This is a genomic window from Yeosuana sp. (assembly GCF_057126245.1).
The window spans coordinates 1-19,958 of the sequence record NZ_DBNGMQ010000003.1 but is presented as its reverse complement, the minus strand read 5'-3'; the positions used below and the strand labels follow the sequence as shown (position 1 = coordinate 19,958).

General features: G+C 34.0%; 14 protein-coding genes. 4 read left to right on the top strand and 10 right to left on the bottom strand.

The genetic code is table 11. The features are described from left to right. The first annotated feature begins 283 nt into the window (after positions 1–283). From AC15TD_RS00115 to AC15TD_RS00100, 4 genes are read left to right on the top strand one after another with little or no spacing between them, the layout of a single operon-like run. Positions 284–1,441 carry an aldose epimerase family protein gene (locus tag AC15TD_RS00115; protein ID WP_484450113.1) on the top strand — a complete coding sequence of 386 codons (1,158 nt, stop codon included), beginning with the start codon at positions 284–286 and terminating at the stop codon, positions 1,439–1,441. After that, entirely contained in the window at positions 1,438–3,318 is a 1,881-nt protein-coding gene (locus AC15TD_RS00110; RefSeq protein ID WP_484450112.1) for a sulfatase family protein, read from the top strand. The genes AC15TD_RS00115 and AC15TD_RS00110 overlap by 4 nt, the downstream gene beginning before the upstream one ends. 44 nt (positions 3,319–3,362) lie before the next feature. Next, positions 3,363–4,664, top strand: a complete 1,302-nt coding sequence (locus tag AC15TD_RS00105) for an alpha-L-fucosidase (RefSeq protein WP_484450111.1) — start codon at positions 3,363–3,365, stop codon at positions 4,662–4,664. Positions 4,665–4,714: 50 nt separating this feature from the next. Beyond that, positions 4,715–6,406, top strand: a complete 1,692-nt coding sequence (locus AC15TD_RS00100) for a sulfatase family protein (RefSeq protein ID WP_484450110.1) — start codon at positions 4,715–4,717, stop codon at positions 6,404–6,406. A gap of 262 nt (positions 6,407–6,668) precedes the next feature. On the opposite strand, the gene AC15TD_RS00095 is transcribed toward AC15TD_RS00100, so the two are convergent. The 10 genes from AC15TD_RS00095 to AC15TD_RS00050 all read right to left on the bottom strand — a co-directional run. Further along, on the bottom strand, positions 6,669–7,355 hold the full coding sequence (locus tag AC15TD_RS00095) for a DUF6250 domain-containing protein (RefSeq protein WP_484450109.1): 687 nt from the start codon (positions 7,353–7,355) through the stop codon (positions 6,669–6,671). Between the two features lie 108 nt (positions 7,356–7,463). Continuing rightward, positions 7,464–8,642: a DUF4861 domain-containing protein gene (locus AC15TD_RS00090; protein WP_484450108.1), complete on the bottom strand. Its 1,179-nt coding sequence runs from the start codon at positions 8,640–8,642 to the stop codon at positions 7,464–7,466. A gap of 18 nt (positions 8,643–8,660) precedes the next feature. After that, positions 8,661–9,455, bottom strand: a complete 795-nt coding sequence (locus tag AC15TD_RS00085; RefSeq protein WP_484450107.1) for a gluconate 5-dehydrogenase — start codon at positions 9,453–9,455, stop codon at positions 8,661–8,663. A 19-nt stretch (positions 9,456–9,474) separates the two neighbouring features. After that, the gene (gene kduI / locus AC15TD_RS00080; protein WP_484450106.1) at positions 9,475–10,320 is read right to left on the bottom strand and encodes a 5-dehydro-4-deoxy-D-glucuronate isomerase; all 846 of its coding nucleotides are present in this window, start codon (positions 10,318–10,320) and stop codon (positions 9,475–9,477) included. 79 nt (positions 10,321–10,399) lie between these two features. Then, positions 10,400–11,308 (bottom strand): sialate O-acetylesterase, encoded by a 909-nt coding sequence (locus tag AC15TD_RS00075; RefSeq protein ID WP_484450105.1) that lies wholly within the window; start codon positions 11,306–11,308, stop codon positions 10,400–10,402. Positions 11,309–11,310: 2 nt separating this feature from the next. Next, positions 11,311–12,870, bottom strand: a complete 1,560-nt coding sequence (locus tag AC15TD_RS00070) for a DUF4955 domain-containing protein (protein WP_484450104.1) — start codon at positions 12,868–12,870, stop codon at positions 11,311–11,313. 137 nt (positions 12,871–13,007) lie between these two features. Continuing rightward, complete coding sequence (locus AC15TD_RS00065) at positions 13,008–14,525, bottom strand: RagB/SusD family nutrient uptake outer membrane protein (RefSeq protein WP_484450103.1); 1,518 nt, start codon at positions 14,523–14,525, stop codon at positions 13,008–13,010. 17 nt (positions 14,526–14,542) lie between these two features. Next, positions 14,543–17,545 carry a SusC/RagA family TonB-linked outer membrane protein gene (locus AC15TD_RS00060; protein WP_484450102.1) on the bottom strand — a complete coding sequence of 1,001 codons (3,003 nt, stop codon included), beginning with the start codon at positions 17,543–17,545 and terminating at the stop codon, positions 14,543–14,545. A gap of 113 nt (positions 17,546–17,658) precedes the next feature. Then, positions 17,659–18,861 carry a glycoside hydrolase family 88 protein gene (locus AC15TD_RS00055; protein WP_484450101.1) on the bottom strand — a complete coding sequence of 401 codons (1,203 nt, stop codon included), beginning with the start codon at positions 18,859–18,861 and terminating at the stop codon, positions 17,659–17,661. Between the two features lie 200 nt (positions 18,862–19,061). Further along, positions 19,062–19,958: response regulator transcription factor (locus tag AC15TD_RS00050; RefSeq protein ID WP_484450100.1), on the bottom strand; the 897-nt coding region annotated here is incomplete at its 5' end.

Below are 19,958 nucleotides of genomic sequence, written 5' to 3'. Positions count from 1 at the left end.
CTTTAGAATAACTTTTACCTATTACTTACTTTAGTTTTTTATTGCTAAAAACTTCATATATCTAATTTAAAATAAAATAAAATCTTTGCCAGCGCACTATTATACCTTAAATATGACCTATTACACCATAGACTATATGAGCACTATTAGAGACCTTTGAAATACAAAATATTAATCTATAAATATTTAACAAGTAACTTTACTTATCTTTTATTAATAATATATTCTGATGGTAAATAAAAAAACAAACAATCTGTTAATATGTTTTTTTACCCTTTTTTTATTGCTATTTAATTGTAATCAAAAAAAACATGATTCAGAAAAAAGTAATATTAAATCAACTAAACTACATACAGTTTTTAATAATCTAAAATCAAAAATAGATCCTAATCACTTTGAGTCTGTAACAGATAATCAATTAACCAAACTGTGTGTCTTAAAAAATAAAAATGGATTAGAAGCAACATTTACAAATTATGGTGCACGTTTAGTATCGTTGATTGTTCCGGATAAAAATGGCATTTTTGATGATATTGTATTGGGGTTTTCAAACATAAAGGAATATAAAACTAAAAGAGGAGGCTATTTTGGTGCAACCATTGGAAGATATGCAAATCGAATTGCAAATGGTGAATTCTCCATTGAAGGCAAAGCATACAAATTAGCTACAAACAGCGGTAAAAATCATCTACACGGGGGTGCTCAAGGATTTAATAACATGATTTGGAAAGCAAATCAAACCAATACCAATGAAATTGAATTTAATAGAATTTCACCTGATATGGAGGAAGGTTATCCTGGTAATTTAAAGCTAAGCGTTCGTTATACCTTAACAGATAATAATGAGCTACAAATAAACTATACGGCTACCACGGACAAACCAACAGTGGTAAATCTAACAAACCATTCTTTCTTTAACCTTGAAGGTGAAGGAAACGGCAACGTTAACAATCATCTTCTTATGATAAATGCTGACTCTTTTACCCCTATTAATCAAGATTTGATTCCAACTGGTGATCTTGCAAAGGTTAAAGATACTCCGTTTGATTTTACAAGCTTAAAACCTATTGGGCTAAACCTTAATACAGATAACCCCCAACTCGATTATGCCAAGGGTTATGATCATAATTATGTTTTAAACAAAACACCAAAGAACAAACAAGGACTGGTTTTGGCTGCTAAAGTACTAGAGCCTAATAGCGGGAGAATTATGGAAGTTTACACCAATGAGCCTGGTATTCAATTTTATGAAAGTAATTTTCTAGATGGTAGTGCTATCGGAAAAAGCGGTAAACCTTATGTTTTTAGAGGAGCATTTTGTTTAGAAACACAACATTTTCCAAATTCTCCTAACCAGGCTAATTTCCCTTCTACTTTGCTAAAACCAAATGAAACATATACATCTACATGCGTTTATAAATTCAAAAATATCATTAAATGAAAAATAATTGGAAAAAAAATTGGACCATAAAATATTATGCCATTATATTAATAATGTTATTTGCTTTTTCATGTAAAACACAAAAACCAGATTTACCTCCTCCAAATATTGTTTGGTTAGTTTCTGAAGACAACTCGATGCATTATCTTAAAATGTTTGATCAAAATGGTATTGCAACGCCTCATATTGAAAGTCTGGCAGAACAAGGCTTGATTTATACCAATGCATTTTCTAATGCAGCAGTTTGTAGTGCAGCACGATCTACCATTATTTCAGGCTGTTATGGACCTCGTTTAGCATCACATTATCACAGAAAAGTCGTAAAAGTGCCCATGCCAGCAAATCTTGATATGTTTCCTGTCTATCTAAGAAAAGCCGGATATTATACGACCAACAAGAGTAAAGAGGATTATAATTTTATAAAATCAGATAGTGTTTGGAACGAATCTTCAAAAACAGCGAGTTGGAGAAACCGAAGTGAAAACCAACCATTTTTCCATGTTTTTAATACAGCTATTACGCATGAAGGAACGCTTCATTTTAATAAAAAGACTTTTGATAACAAAAAAACCAAAACGGATTTAAATTCTTTTGAGGTACAGCCCAATCATCCAAATACGGAGTTGTTCAAATATACAAACGCACGCTATAGAGATGAAATCGGTGGGATGGACACAGAAATAGGGACAGTTATTTCACAATTAAAAGAAGATGGATTGTACGACAACACCTTTATCTTTTATTATGGTGATCATGGTGGTGTATTACCAGGCAGCAAAGGTTATTTGTATGAAACCGGACTTCAAGTTCCTATGGTTGTTCACGTGCCTAAAAATTACGAGTATTTGGTGTCTCAAAAATTGGGGAGTAAAGTAGAAGGCTTTGTAAGTTTTGTTGATTTAGCACCAACCGTTTTGAATTTAGCAGGTATTGACATCCCTAAAAAAATGGATGGAAACCCTTTTTTAGGCAACAAAGTAAGTACTGAGGATGTTAATAGTAGAGATGAAACATTCAGTTATGCCGATAGATTTGATGAAAAGTACGATATGGTCCGTGCCATACGAAAAGGCAAGTACAAATACATTCGAAATTACCAACCATTTAATTATGATGGTTTGATGAATGCCTACAGATACAAGCAATTAGCTTATCAAGAATGGGCAAAATTATATAAAGAAGGTAAGTTGAACGATGTGCAATCAGCTTTTTTTAAACCTAAAAAAGCAGAGATGCTCTTTGATGTTGAAAAAGATCCTTATGAAACAAAAAATTTGGCTGAAAATCCAGACTACAATAATGTTCTTATGCAATTAAGAGAACGCTTAAATGATTACCTAGTCGATCAACCGGATTTATCATTTTACCCTGAACACTATTTAATTAATAATGCCTTTGATAATCCGGAAAAATTCGGACAAGAACATAAGAGTGATATCTTAAAACTCATTCAGGTTGCCAATTTAAGCTTGTCCAACTATAATGATATTAAACCCCAAATTGATAAATATTTGAATTCCAACAATACTTGGGAACGCTATTGGGCATTGATTGTGTGTTCTACTTTTGAAGACAAAGCCATTGAATTTGCTTCAAAAATTAAGGACATAGCTAAAAATGACAGCGAACCTATTAATCGAATAAGGGCTCTGGAGTTTACAGGACTGGTCTTAAATGAAAACCCCTTGAATGATATGGCTAAAATACTTTATAAATCTAATAGTATTGCTGAGGCACTTTTAATATTAAATTCAATGGTTTTATTAACAGATAATGAATTTGGCTATAGTGCCGACTATCAATTTGAGCAATTAGCAGAAAAAATCAAAAACTATAAGAACGTTGAAAATAGACTTAACTATTTAAGTGCGCAATAATTAGTATTTAAAAAATAATTATAAATAAAAGTAAAATCTATAAAATGAAAAAAACAACCCTATTTGTATGTATTTTATTTCTAAGTCTAATGGGTTTCAGTCAGAAAAATTATTATCCAACGGCAGAGAACCTAGAAGCAAGGCAATGGTTTGAAGACGCAAAATTTGGACTCTTTATTCATTGGGGGGTGTACAGCATTTTGGGGGATGGCGAATGGGTTATGCAAAGCCAAAACATATCTATAGAAGATTATGAAAAGCTACCAACATTTTTTAATCCGATTGAATACAATGCGGATACGTGGGTGAAAATGGCAAAAAATGCGGGTATGAAATACATCACAATTACAAGTAGGCATCACGATGGGTTTTCGATGTTTGATACGAAAGCGACCGATTATAATATCGTACAAAAAACACCTTATAAGAAAGATGTTTTGAAAGATTTGGCTGCAGCTTGTAAGAAAGAAGGTATCAAATTATTTTTTTATTATTCCCTGTTAGATTGGCACAACGACGATTATTTTCCACGAGGAAAAACTGGAACAGATATTTCTGGAAGAGGTGAAGGGAAATGGGAGAATTATATTGCTTTTATGAAAGCACAATTAACAGAATTATTAACCAATTATGGCGATATTTCAGGTATCTGGTTTGATGGAAAATGGGACCGAATAGATGCCGATTGGCATTTTGATGAAATCTATGAGGTGATTCATAATTTACAACCGCAGTGTTTGATTGGCAACAACCATCACGAAAGTGTATTACCTGGAGAAGATTTTCAAATGTTTGAAAAAGATCTTCCAGGAAAATCAACACATGGATTTGCTAGTAAAGCAGAAGATATTGGCGAGCTTCCTAAAGAAGTATGTGAAACCATAAATGGCTCTTGGGGGTTTAATTTAAAAGACAATAAATACAAAAGCAAAAAAATACTGGTGCAGTATTTAGTTAGAGCAGCTGGTTATGGCAGCAATTTATTACTTAATGTGGGGCCCATGCCCAATGGAAAAATCCAACCTGAACACATAGCTTCTTTAGAGGAAATGGGAAGCTGGTTGCTATTAAATGGAGAAACAATTTACGCAACAAGGGAGGGAATTATAGCGCCTTCCGAAGACTTTATATCCACTAAAAAAGGAAAAAAACTATATCTTCATATATTAACTGATAACAAAAATATTTTTTTTATCCCGAACTTTAACGCAACTATAAAATCTATTGTTCTTTATAAAAACAAGAAAAAAATACCGTTTAAATTAGATGAATATGGTCTGTTAGTAAAAATTCCTAAAAAAGACGTTGATGCTATAGATACAATTGTAGAAATAACCTTAAAGTAATATATAACATCAATATTAAAATTATTGTTTTTAATAAAAATGTCATAATCATGAGAGAGATCTACTCTAAAAAAATATTTAAGTATATATTACTACTTACGCTTGTCTATGGTTGTGCGGAAACTAAAGAAAAAAAGCCCAACGTCTTGTTCATATTAATGGATGATTTGGGATATGGACAATTTGGTGTCTATAACGATACTATTACACCTCAGGATTTTGATCCTTATTTTGTTAATCTCGTTGATAGCCTACAAGGTTATTCCCTAGAAAAATCAATAGAATTCTCCAAAACTGCCATTCCAACTTTATCCACTTTAGCAAAGGAAGGTGTTATTTTTAATAAGGCATACACATCTAGTAATATCTGTGCACCATCACGAATAGGAATGATGACAGGTACACTTCAAAATAAATACGGTATGTATATCATTGCGGATGTTGACAAAAAAGGGTTTACTCCAGGGACGCTTCTGTCGGAATCATTCAAAAATAATGGCTATAGAACTGCTCATATTGGAAAATGGCATATAGGCAAAAGAAATGACCAAATTTTAAAAGATATTCTTCGGAAAAATGGTCTAGATGAGAATCTAAATCTGAATTCTTTGGAAAAAACACACCCCCAGGTTTATGCTGAAATTAACGAAAGTGGTCATTTGGGATCTGTAGTAGACGAACAAAACCCGCTGAATAATGGTTTCGACTATTATTTTGGCTATAATTATTGGGCAAGCCAATATTATAATTCCAATCTTGTATGGGAAAATTTCAAACATGCCGAAAAACAGAAAGGTTATAACACCGATGTTTTTACCGACAAAGCATTAAACTTTATAAGTGAATCTGTTTCGAGTAATAAACCGTTCTATGTGAATTTGCACTACCATGCTGTTCACGATTCGGTAGAACCAAAAGCTCCCTCCAAATATTACAACAAATTTAAGTCCGATTCGTATACGCTTAATAATTTCTTTGCCCATGTAAATGGCGTGGACGCCAATGTAAGACGAATTGTAGATTTCCTAAAGTCCAAAGGAGCCCTTGATAATACGATTATAATTTTCACCTCAGATAATGGAGCCATGGCAGGGGGTGCATATGATGGTTTCAAATCGGGGTCTCCCCTTCCGGGAAACACACCTTTCTCAGGAACTAAAGGCAACTTTTACCAAGGTGGTTTTAGGGTTCCAATGTTTATATCTTGGCCAAAAAGGATACAGCATCCTAAACGCTCAGAGCAACTGGTTTCTGCAATGGATATTTTACCTACGGCCATTGACGCGGCTGGATTAAAGTTACCAAAAAACATAGATGGGAAAAGCCTACTTCCTATCCTTTTGAATAAAGAAGACAAACCAATCCATGACCATTTAATTTGGGCCGGCATACATTCCTATAAATGGGGATATTTAATTAATAAATCAACGAAGACCCATGGAACCGAATCAGGTTTTGCTCCACCCGCTTGGGTAGTAGTGAAAGGTGATTACTTACTTCGTTATACCGGAATTTTGGAAAAAGGAATCTATTATGACTATATGGAGGGACGAGAGCCTATCGTGGAACTATTTAATATAAAAAATGATCCTGCTGAAACAGAGAACCTTGCCCAACGATTCCCAGATATCGTCAAGGATATGGCTAAGGATTATTTTAAGGAGTCTACTGATTTCAAACCACCAGCGGCATGGAAAAGATCTAAGTGGGAAGAATTGAGGGATGATATACTCTTCCAATAAATTTTATATAGAACTCGTCTGGATTTTTTATTTGGAACCAAAAATTATATAAAAAAATCTCTATATGCAAGTGCTCTTGGACTGCAGTATCTATAGCTAATAAATCAACTCTATTTAATTCCTTATTAATAGCTCTATTTAAAGAATTTAAGTATAAAAAATTGTTGTTAGGACTAAAGAAATTTAGTAAGATTATTTAGATGAAACCTGGGTTCAATCAATTCATTAAAATATATTCTTTTAAGGTAATTTCAAACCATTCTTAATTAAGAGGCTTTACTATAAAATTTTCAATTAACATGTGATTGTTAACTGTTCTGAATCCAAAATACCCGTCATTATAAGGTTTTGGGTCGTCCATTTTAAAAATAATTTCGCCGTCTCTACTGTAACTAGTTAAATTATTATTGACAATTATTTCAACATGCATTTTTTTGTTGGCAGTAATTAAGAATTTTTTATCTGATAAATCATGCTCAGGAAATAAAGGCCTTTCAAAATTACCGTCATATCTTCTAAATCTTGTTTTGGTATTATCATGACCACCATAACCAACATAATACAGTTTTAATGTATTATAGTTAGAAAATTTCCCCGCTCTTTTTGATGAATTTTTAAAAAAATTATCTGGATTTCCGGGGTCTTTTGCCATCCAAAAACAATTGTTGTCAGAAACTCTATCAAAAGGCCCTTCTGCATCGACGACTGTTACATCGTATTCTATTTTTAAATTTCCTGACAACTGTTTTTTTAACCAAATAGTGCACCCATCTTTGTCAATGATTTCAATTTTATTTTTTTTAAAGCTAATAATCCCTCCCGGACCTTGCTCTACTACCCAATTTTCTTTATTTCCAAAACCATTTTTAACAATAACATCTTTTTTAGGTCCACATGAAATAATTAAAATTGCAATAAAGCTTAGAATTGTTGTCCAGTTAAGTTTCATGATAGTTTTAATTCTGTCAAATAATTGAATATTAGTGCTTTAAATTTAAAATAAAGTTTTAATTATATAAAACTATAACTTTAAACTATTTTAAAAGCTGTATTTCATCTATTCATTGATAGTAACCTCCAAAGGACTATTTATCATTTTTGCAAAATCATGCAAATAATGCTCCCATTCTTTTTTGTTGTTAATCTGCCCACTTTCAGTCCATGCAAATCCAGCATAATAAGTTAATTTGCTTTGTTTAGGTTCGGAGATAATGAGCAATTGGCTTTGGTCGGGTGTTGAAGTTCTAAAATCAAAAGCTCTTTGAACTTTTTTTGCATCAATAATAATACCTTCGCCTACATAAGAGCTGTCTATTTCCTCCCAATGACCATAATAGCCTGCTTTATCATTTAAGATAATGTCTCCTTTCCCATCATGCAGTGTAATCCCGATGGTATAATTGGGAACTGGATTCTCTGCAGTTAAACTAATTTCGAATTTCGTAAAATTAGAGCCTAAATCAAGACTGACCCGTTTCGTTTCTTTGATGCCATATTCACTCCATGGTTTATAATCCAATTCAAAAACTGTCCTTAAAGGTCCAGTTGCAATGGTACGATAGCCTATAAAGTTTTTTGATGTGTACAAAGTATCTCTAACCCAAACGCCAATTCCACCTGTACCACGACTTTTTCCGACATGATATGGGTCATACCCTTCACCATGATCGATATGATAATACCCCGATTTTTTAACATTTCCCACATACCATTTATCAATAATGGAATAATCAACTTTTTTTAACCACAAATCAATACCGCTGGAAAGTGTTCCTCCCGGTATATTGTCTTCAATCATTTTTTGAGCTATGGGTCCAAACGTTCTGAATGCTACTTTATCATTTTCCCAAGCATAATCATCCGTACGCTCAGGAACAAATCTTGAGTAGCATAAGGTATCTGCTTTTGGTCTCTCAGATTGCTCTATGGCAACTATTTCAAATACTTTTTCAGAATTTGCCCCTATTTGTGGTTGAAATAAAATAACATCCAAGATACCATCGCCATCATTATCGACCGTTTGGGTTACCAGTAACTTTTTGGTTTTATTATCACGTACGCCAATAGTAGACAAATCATCAACCTTTAAAACGTCTTTTGATAATTCAACCGTTTCAAATGTTCTTTCTAAATCTAAAGTATTCGTTATTGTAATTACTTTTATAGTGTCCTTTTGGGAACAACTTAATAATAGCATAGCTACTAAAACCAATTGAATTGTTTTATTAAGAAGCATCGTTTTTATTTAAAACTTTTAATCTTCATTTGAAGGTTTTCCAATGGTAGCGAGTATACCACCATCTACATAAACAATATGCCCGTTTACGAAATCACTGGCTTTTGAGCTTAAAAAAATAGCGGCTCCTTGTAAATCTTCTGGAGCTCCCCAACGACCTGCTGGTGTTCTGCTTATGATGAATTCATTAAAAGGATGTCCATCTACTCTAATAGGAGCCGTTTGACTGGTAGCAAAATAGCCAGGTCCAATGCCATTGGTTTGAATGTTAAACTTAGCCCATTCTGTAGCCATATTTTTTGTTAACATTTTTAAACCGCCTTTTGCAGCAGCATAAGCACTCACAGAATCTCTTCCCAATTCGCTCATCATAGAACAAATATTAATAATCTTTCCACCTCCTCTTTTAATCATGCCTTTTGCTACGGTTCTTGATACTATAAAAGGTGCCACTAAATCAACTTGAATAACAGCGTTAAAATCTGCTACTTCCATATCTATTAAAGAAGTTCTTTTTATTATGCCTGCGTTGTTTACCAAAATGTCAATAGGTCCAACTTCCTTTTCTATTTTTTCAACGGCTTCCTGAACTGCTTTTTCATCGGTAACATTAAAAAGATATCCATATGCTTCTATTCCAAGTTCCTTATATTGGTTAACAGCGTTATCCAGCTTCTCTTGTGATGAAGCGCCATTTATTACTAAGATTGCTCCAGCATTTCCTAATCCTTTGGCCATGGCCATTCCTAATCCATGCGTACCTCCTGTAATCAAAGCCGTTTTGCCTGTTAAATCAAATAAGTTTATTGACATAATTTTTATTTCTCCGTTGTTATCTTAAATCATTTATTTTACAAACATCCATATCGCCATAGTCAAGATTTTCTCCGGCCATTCCCCATATAAATGAGTAATTACTTGTTCCTGAACCACAATGAATAGACCATGGTGGTGATATAACGGCCTGATTGTTTTGCATCCATATATGTCGGGTTTCTTGGGGTTGCCCCATAAAATGAGATACGGATTGCCCTTCCGGAATCTCAAAATAAAAATACACTTCCATTCTTCGGTCATGCACATGCGCTGGCATGGTATTCCAACTACTTCCAGATTTCAATGTTGTCATACCCATTTGTAATTGACACACATCTACCACGCTATTCACAATATATTTCCTAAGTGTTCTTGCATTGGCTGTTTCTGCCGCTCCTAATTCTATCACTTCAACATCATTAATTCCAATTTTTTTAATGGGATAGGCTTTGTGAGCAGGTGTCGAGTTTAAGTAAAATTTAGCTGGGCTATCTGCAGAAGCACTTGAAAAAACAACCTTGTTATTTTCTTTGCCTACATATAGCGCCTCTTTATGGTTTAATAAGTATGACTCTCCATCAACTTCTACTGTACCCGTATCTCCTATATTGATAATTCCTAATTCTCTTCTGTCTAAAAAGTTTTCTGCTTTTAAAGGGTCTATGGTTTCTAATTTTATAGCCTTAGAATTTGGCATGACTCCACCTGTTATAAACCGGTCGTAATGAGAGTAGATTAAATTTAATGTATCCGATTCAAAAAGGTTTTCAATTAAAAACTCTTTTCTTAATTGTGTTGTATCATATTGTTTTACTGCATCTGGGCTAGACGCGTATCGAGATTCATAATTAACTTGTTTCATTTTATCTTTTATTAGTATTAATTTTATTAAGTTAAGAATTATATTTTTAGTTATTCAAACTTTATTTTAAATCTATTTCTTACCTTTTTTTCATAATTAATCCATACAACTTTTCTGCAAAACTTGATCCCAAATCGATGTATGCCGGACTAACATAGTGCCACCTATCGGAAAATTTATAATATCTTGAATTACGGACGATAGCAGCGTTTTTGTCCATTTTAACAAATTTTTCCTGTGCATATTGCACCAATTCCTCATAGGGGTATACCTTGTCTCCTTTATCCCATGAGTCCGATATTTTCCCTATCACTACTGGTAAATCATCGGTCAATAAACTAGCCCTTATTAAGTCCATTAGCCGTTTTAAGTTAAAGAAATACCTAGTGGCAATTTCTTTTGTGTCGGTATCGGCTTCACCTTGCATCCAAACAATCCCAGTAGGTATCAAAACATCGTCCATACCGTCATTATCTATATCTCGATTTCTAAAAGCATGTCTCATAGTAGCCAAAAAGTGATCATACTGGTTAATCCCTTGCTTAGCATTGTAATCGGGTTCCCAGCATCCTGGTTTTCTATTTGCCATACTATCGATGGATGTTCCTCCTCTGGAATATTTTATGATAGCTATTTTATCATTTGGGAAAAACACCTTCATTTTTTGGGCAAATGACAATTCTAAACCAAACCGTTCAGACAAATGGTTTTTGTCGCCATCTGAATAAAAACCAGTTCCATGCCCAGGTTGTAGTTTTTCCCAAATACCCAAGCCTCCATGTTTTTCTCCTCCTATTGCAGGATTGCCATGAAAAATGTAAACATCATCAAAACTTTTATTAAGCGAGTCAGGAAGTTCTTTGTTATAACCGAAACCGTCCATGTTCGACTGACCTCCTAAATAGAAGAGTCTAAAAGTATTTGACTTGTTTTGGCTAAATGCTATACTAAAAAGCACCAGATTGCAAATTATAAAAATTGACCTCATAATTAAAGTCCTTGTTTTAATTTCTTAATCCATTCGGGTAATTCTCCCAGCCTTAGTTTTAATTGCTCCTCAAACAGTGATTCGGGTGTCACAGGTGTTCCCAAACTTTCCAAAACCTGTACTTCCTCTTTTTTGAAAGTTGTTCCAGAACCATGAAAACCTACAATAATTGGGGGTACAAATCTCCAATACCAAGTGTCTGTAGCTACAAATGTAAAGTCCTTTTCTGGAGTATCGGTTTCTTCATAATTCCACAATACCAAATACCGTCCGTGGTTTGGTAAATTTTGTCGTGCGCCTCCAGCCCTTCCCTGAAAAAAACCACCACTAACGTTGTCGAAAAGTGTGCAGCGTGGTTGTGAGGCGTGGGATTCAAAACTGGTATGCACGGGATATGTAGATCGCCATATTACCGTATTGGTCGTGCTTCCGCCAGAAACTCCAAAAGAGTGATGCATTCCTGCTAAATCTACAGAATTGGCAATTAAAATACCTGTAGAACCGGCAACATCAACTCCTGTATGTCCTATTTTTCCTTCAACAGATACATTTAATGCGGTGCATGCCGCAGTAACGGAAAACTCTAACGCTCGATTTACATTTTTAAAGGTAACATCTCTAACCCAAGAGTTAATAGCTCTTGATATTTGTATAATACTCCAACCACCATCGTCTTGAGCAGATCTGTGATGTATAAAGTCTTTGGTCCAATTTCCTTCAAAAGTTAAGTTTTCGAAACCCACATGCTCAACATATTCAAAAGCATCTATTTTCCAATTATGTTTTGCTTCTATATTATAATGAACGGGTTCTACTAAATGAATCGTATTTCCTTCAACTTTTGCAACTTTATGATGCTCGTTTACTTGAACACCCTTATTGATGATTGATTTCCAGCTTGGATCTGGTTTTAAAGGAAACAGGTCTTTCTCAACTAAATCTGGTGCATTATTTAAAACTTTTAAGGTAATCCAGTCGCCTTTTTTTATATTAGATGCATTTTCTACATGTATTATAAACGATTCCCTTCTAGCATCTTTTGTAATATTTGTTAAAAATTTACCTCTTTTTTTGGTAGCAACCTTTATGGCATAAGGTACTGTCCATAATTTATCTGGATCAGCCGCTGGCAAATCATTTTGAAAGAAAATTATTGAATTATTTCTGTCTTCTCCTCTAAAAACAATTTTTGATGATTGAATTAAAATGATGTTTTGATCGTCATCAGAAGTATTTACAGAATAGGTTCCTTTTGGAAAATAAATAATACCTTCCCCATTCTCAGAAGCTTTTTGTATTGCTTTTTGAATGGCTATTTTGTCTGATAGTGTATCATTAGGAATAGCGCCATATTCAGTTACGTCGAAAACAGGAAAATCAACTGTTGGAATGGGTACTTCACTATACCTATATCCAGTATATGAAAAATCAGGTAATATTGGTTCAGTTCCTTTCTTTGATGCTTGCTCAAAATCTTTCCATAGCTCGCTTTCTTGAGCTTTGCAACTAAGGCTTAAGGTTATGATAAGTACTAGAAAAAAAACATGCTTAAAGAAATACATAAATATTTTACTATTACTAATTAATAGAACAAATAATTCGTGACAAAATATTGCCACGAATTATTTCAACTAACTCAAATAAACTATTAACTAACTCCTAAATATTAATTTTGAGCACCAAATACTCTCTTAGTTATTTATTGAATTTTAAACCCTTCAGGATTTTGCACCAAATCACTCAACGAAATAGAATTGAAAGGAATAGGTGCAATATATTGAGCCTCTGTTGGCATTCTAACTAATTCAACAGGCTCTGATGGATCTCTTATAGCAGCCACCTCTGCAACGCGCTCATTACGAACTAAATCAAACCATCTTTTGTTTTCGGCAGCTAATTCCCATCCTTTCTCATCTACAATCTCATTTGGAGAAGCGGTAGCTACGTCAACCGATCCATTTGGAGATAAATAAGGTAAGCCGGCGGCTCTTCTTTTTACTTGGTTTAAAGCCTCTAAAGAGCTTGCATTTTCACCGCCACTTCTAGCTTGCGCTTCTGCATAAATTAACAACACTTCAGCATATCTATATATATCTACAGATCTAAAATTAACTGGTCTATTACCAAATGTTAAGTCTTCTGAAAGCACATATTTTTTATACATGGGGTGTCCTCTATCAGAATCTGGCCAAGGAATTGTAGGAGGGTCTTTTGGTGTTATCACACCTCCTGGAGCATTTCTGTTAGGAATATCTAACAAAAATGTAGCATCTTTTCTAGGCCCTTCTGGAAAATCGTTGAAAAATTGTAATTCAGGAAAACAATCCGAAAATCCTCTACCCTGATGGAATGTAAATGCTGTTGCTACCGCATTACCAAAACTTTCATCATCTGGCCATCGAAATGAAAAGATAGTCTCCTTACTTTTAGCTCCTTCTAAGGACCATAACTCGTCAATAGGAATCAGTTCATAATAATTATAATCAATAATTTCTTTTGCTTTTGAGGCTGCCAGTGCATTCTTACTCGCATCCTTTACAGGCCACCCTGCCCATGTTAAATACAAATCGGCAAGAATACTTTTTGCTAATCCAGCAGATGCACGTCCTATGCCTTCAGACCCTGGTGCAGGCAAATAAACTTCCGCAATAAGCAGATCACTTTCAATTTGTTGATAGTTCTCAAGAACAGTGGCACGTTGCTCTTTACCCGTAGGTAGAACGCCATCTAATATCAGTGGCATATTACCATAAATCTTTACTAAATTTAAATATGAAAGAGCTCTAAAAACTCTTGCCTCTGCATCGGCAGCATTAATAATAGCTTCTGATGCTGTGGCCGTTTTAAGCCCCTCTATAAGCGTGTTACAATAATAGATAGTTTGCCAGTAATTATCCCAGGCGTGATCCAACCAATTAATATCCGAATTTTCGCCACTACCATAATCAAACCTATCAAATACCCTTAAAGGAGCCTTATTCCCAGCAATCCAAGTGGTGATATCATCACCACCGTATGTGGCCGTTCTTAAATAGTGGGGATTTCTATGCATATTAAGCTGCCTTCTGTAAATAGGTGCAATATTAGTTGCAATATCAGCTTCAGACTCTATTTTACCTACGGTTAATAAACTACCTGTATCTTCTTCCAAATCAGAGCAAGACTGGCCTAAAAAAACCACTAATGCCACTAATAAAATTTTATTTATATATTTCATAGTACTTATTTTTTAAATTAAAATGTAACATTAAGACCAAACGTAACTGAACGGTTAATTGGGTAGGTATTATAATCAATACCAACATCGGCATCTTCGTTACTTACCGATGCGGTTGCTTCTGGATCAAAACCTGTATAATCAGTAATTACAAACAAATTTTCAACACTAGCATATATCCTTGCGCTTGATAACCCTACCTTATCAAGTAGTTTACTATCTAAATTATAACCCAATGCAATATTTTTCATTGAGATAAATGAACCATCTTCTATAAACTGTGATGACAAAATTTCTGTACCATCTCTACCTGAAGGGATGTTACTTGGATTAGTTGGTGTCCACCTGTTGTTATAGTCTGCATGAACTGCATGAAACTGCTGAGCACCAAGCGCCATTAATCTTCCACGCTGTAAATTATAAATATCATTTCCTTGGGAGCCTGTAAGTACAAAGTTTAAATTCCAGTTTTTGAAACTTACGTCCCAGTTCCATCCCCAAGTAAAATCGGCATTACCATCACCTACTGTAGTGATATCATCAGTAGTAATTGCTCCATCATCATTTATATCCCTATATTTTGCATCTCCAGGTACTTTATTAAAGATAGCAGCCTCAGCTTCCTCACCTAGTTGATAAACACCTTCAAATACATATCCTCTAAACGTACTAATAGGTAACCCTACTTCTACTCGTGTTGGGTTTACAGGAAACGTGTTTTGTCTAATAACATCGCCAATAACAATAAACTCAACATCATCATTTAGAGACAATACTTTATTTTTATTACTAGACACACTTAATGTTGAATTAATATTCCAATCATCATTTCGTAATATTCTCGCTCCCAAAGTAATTTCAAACCCTTTGTTTTCTACTTCACCTGCATTCACAAATTTACGAGTAGGGCCTACAAATTCAGGTAGCTGTGTATCTAATAATAAATCTGTAGTATTCTTTTTATAATAATCTAATGAAAGGGTAATTGCAGAGTTCCAGAGCCCTAAATCAATACCAGTATTGAATTGCTCAGTTGTTTCCCATGTTAAATCGGGATTTGCTATTCTGTTGGAAGGTGCTAACCCTGTTGTGAAATTACCATCAAAAGGATAATTTACATTTTGACTTAGTACCGCTCTATCTCGAGTCCCAAAAGGGTTGATTCCTTGATTACCTACTTGCCCATAACTTAATCTTAACTTAAGATTATTAATGGTTTCAATGTTTTGAATAAAACCCTCTTCGGAAACCTTCCAAGCTAACGAAGCTGACGGAAAGTATCCCCATTTATCGTTTTGAAACACGCTAGTTCCATCTGCTCTAAATGAGGCCGTTAATAAATATTTATCAAATAGCGAATAATTTACCCGACCAAGAAATGATTCTAAATCTCTATTACTTTCAGAATTAGAAACGATTTGAACATTGGCTGCAGATAAATCTCTGTAAGTTACAACATCAGTTAAAAATTCACTAGCATCTATATTTGCTCTATTCCTTTTGTCTATAACTAATTCATGAATAGCATCAATTTTCAAACTATTGTTTTCATCAATATCCAATGAATATGTAATTCTGTTTGTATTGAATAAATTGGTTGAATAAATATTATCAACATTAGCACTACCATTATTACTTGAAATTATTGGTGCATAGGAATTATTGTGTGCATCCGTTTTCACAATACCCACCGAAGAATTAAATACTAAATTCTTAGCAAGATCCCAGTTAAAATTACCGTTAATACTCATACGGTCTAAGGTGTTTTTTCGTACGTTGTTTTCAGCAGCTACTAGTGGGTTCGTTTGTGAGGTCGCTAAGTTTTTTATAGAATTAAAATTATAGTCTCCATTTTCATCAAAAGCAGGTGTAGTAGGGTCAAAAGACAGCCCTACCCCTAAATCGGCTCTAATACCAGTCCTTTCTTCTTGACCTACATTAAAATTAAGCCCAACTTTTATTTTATCAGATAATTTCGCATTTAAATTAGCCCTTAAATTTAATCGTTTAAAATTTTGATGATCTACAACTGTTCCCCCCGCTTGGTAATAATTACCCGATAGGTAATAATCCATGGCTTCACTACCACCGCTAGCGGAAACTTGAACATTATTAAAGTAAGCGGTTTGAAATAATCGCTCTTGCCAATCTTCACCACCCGATACTCTTAAATCAGCAATTTCCTGTGCTGTAAAAACTTCTGTTCCATCAGAAAAATTAACACCTTCGGCAAATTCAGAGGCACTCATCAAATCCAATTTTTGAGTTAAATTTGAAAAGCCTGTAAATACATCCACATTAATTTTAGCTTTGCCTGTGCGTCCCCTTTTAGTAGTAATTAATACAACACCATTGGCACCTCTAGTTCCATAAATAGCGGTGGAAGAGGCATCTTTAAGCACTTCCATAGACTGAATATCATTCACATTAACAGTTGAAATATCAACAAATTGCCCATCTACTACATACAATGGTTCATTACTCCCTGTAATGGAATTAGCACCACGAATTCGAATCTTATAACCACCACCAGGAACGCCACTTGTTTGCGTCACTTGAACACCGGCAGCCCTACCTTGTAGCGCCTGACTTACATCACTCAATGGTTGTTTATCAAAGTCCTTTGATGACACCGATGTTAAGGCTCCAGTTAAATCACTACGTTTTGTAGTACCATAACCTACCACAACAACCTCATCTAATTTTGCAGCATCTTCTTCTAATGATACATCAATAGTGGTTTGATTGCCAACTGAAACTTCTATTGTTTTGAATCCTAAATAACTAAATACCAATACATCACTTGGCGACATATTGTTTAAAGTATATTTTCCATCAAAATCAGTAGTCGTTCCTTTTGAATCGCCTTTAACAATCACGTTTACTCCTATAACCGGTTGATTATCTGTACTTGAAGTCACTGTACCACTCACCGTTGTCTGCCCAAACGCAGTTATACAGGTGAAAATTAACAAGCAACTAAAAAGAATTAGCCGCTTTAAAGATTTGTTTTGTTTCATAATTATTGAGTTTAGTTATTTTAATGTAGTAAATGTATATCGTATCTATAATGAAAAGGGGGGCAAATTGGTCAAAAAGGGGGGTAATCTAGTTTTATTTAAATAAGTAACCATTAGATACTATTTTCCAAATATCTTTTATATCTCAGTAGTGCCTCCAAAAAATAATAATCGGCATAATTTAATGGTACATCAATTTCAGCATTATGCGGTATACTACCAACACTATGTTTTAAAAGAAAACCGTTGTTATCTCCAAATTTGGCAAAATATTGATCGCTCGTTAAAGATTGTAATATTTTCTTAATAAATGAGGTAAACTCCTGATTAGAATAGTTTTGAAGTTCTATTAAGGCCGAAAGCGATACGGCTGCCGCCGAAACATCTCTATACGCATTAGGTTTATTAGGAGCATTGTAATCCCAATATGGGATACCATCACTCGGAATGTTGGGGTTTTCAATGATGTATTTAGCAATTTTTTCAGCTTGTTTCAGATATCGTGGATCTTGGGTATAGCGATAACAAACGGTATAACCATAAAGTCCCCAGGCTTGGCCTCTTGCCCAAGAACTCTCATCGGAATATCCCTGTGCAGTTTGCTTACTTCTAACCTTTCCTGTTTCAGGATCATAATCAACCAAATGATATGAGCTAAAGTCTTTTCTAAAATGATTCTTTAATGTTGTATTTGCATGAGCAGTGGCTATATTTTTATATTTATCATCACCCGTTATTTTACTTAATTCGAAAAGAAGTTCCAGATTCATCATATTGTCAATAATAACGGGATATTTCCAACCTCTCTCTGCTTGCCAACCAGTATCTGTTTCCCAACTCTGTATGCACCCAACGTTGGGATTAAATCGTGTTATCAAAGAATTTCCGGCGGTAATCAAAACTTGTTTAAAACTCTCATTGCCTGTTAGCCTATAGCCATTGCCATAAGAAGAATTAAAAATAAATCCTAAATCATGGTTGTTAGTGAAGTTTTTGTGAGATTCAAATTTTGATTGAAATTTTTCAGCAGCTTCTTTCCAAAACTCATCATTAGAAAATTCGTAAAAATACCAACATGATCCCGGAAAAAAACCTTCAGTCCAATCAAAAACTTTATTAGCCCAATGGATTTCACCATCTGTTGTAATAGTTCGCGGTATTCTGTTTAATCTTTCAGCATCTTTAAGCAATATTAAAAATTGCTTTTCTGAAAGCTCCATTTGTTTTTCAATAAATTTAGCATCAAACTTAGTGTTTAATGAACAGCTAGGTAAAAGAAAAACAGAAAATAGTATTAAAAAATTTACTTTACACATACAATAATTTACTCTTTATAGGTTTTAGGATATAATTTTAATACTTCAAAGCTATTCGGGAATTAGTCAATCTTTAGGGTCTATTAGTTTTAAATTAGGGTGTAATGCGTTTATTCCTAATAGGAATTTGGTTTGTTTTAATATTATAAAACCTAAATATGATAATAGATTGACTTAATTCATATTTCTAGAAACTTATTTTATTTTTGTGATTCGATAAATTCACTAGGAGACATTTTATACTGCTGTCTAAAACAGGTTCGGAAATATTTCAAATCGTTAAATCCAACACTGTAGATAACTTCTGATATTGTAAATTTATCTTGTAAAAATAATTGAGCCGCTTTTTTTATACGTATCATTCTTACGAATTCAGTGGGCGACTGCCCAGTTAATCCTTTTAACTTTTTGTATAGTACCGATCGACTCATTCTCATAATCTCACCAAAAAGAACGGAATTAAAATCTGAATTATCCATATTTTTTTCCACCACATCTATTGCTGTACTTAAAAACTCATCGTCTTTCGAAGTAAAACTAATAGCCTTAGGTGTAACTTTATGGTTTCTTATAAAATACTCTTGCTGCTTTTTTCGGGATTCCAATAAATTTTTAACCCTCAACTTCAAATGACTTACAGTAAATGGTTTTGTAATATAGGCATCTGCACCTGTCTCAAAACCACTATCTTTAAAAATTACCGATGTACGTGCGGTCAATAATATAATTGGGATATGGCTTGTTCTAAAATCCTTTTTTAATTTACCACAGAGTGTGATACCATCAATTTCGGGCATCATGATATCACTTATAATTAAATGTGGTGTTTTATGTGTTGCAATTTCAAGTCCCTCGCCACCATCTGAAGCTTCCAATATGTTATAATCCTCATTAAAGCATTTTACAATAAATTGACGAATTTCAAAATTATCTTCAACAACTAATATGGTTACATTTTTTTTAGAATTATTTGAATGGCGTATTGGTTCATCTTTCACATTTTCATTGGAAATGTATGAAGCAATATCATCACCTTTTTTTAAATCTTTAATTATTTCATCTTCAGTGAGATGATCTGTCCCTACGGGGATTGAAAC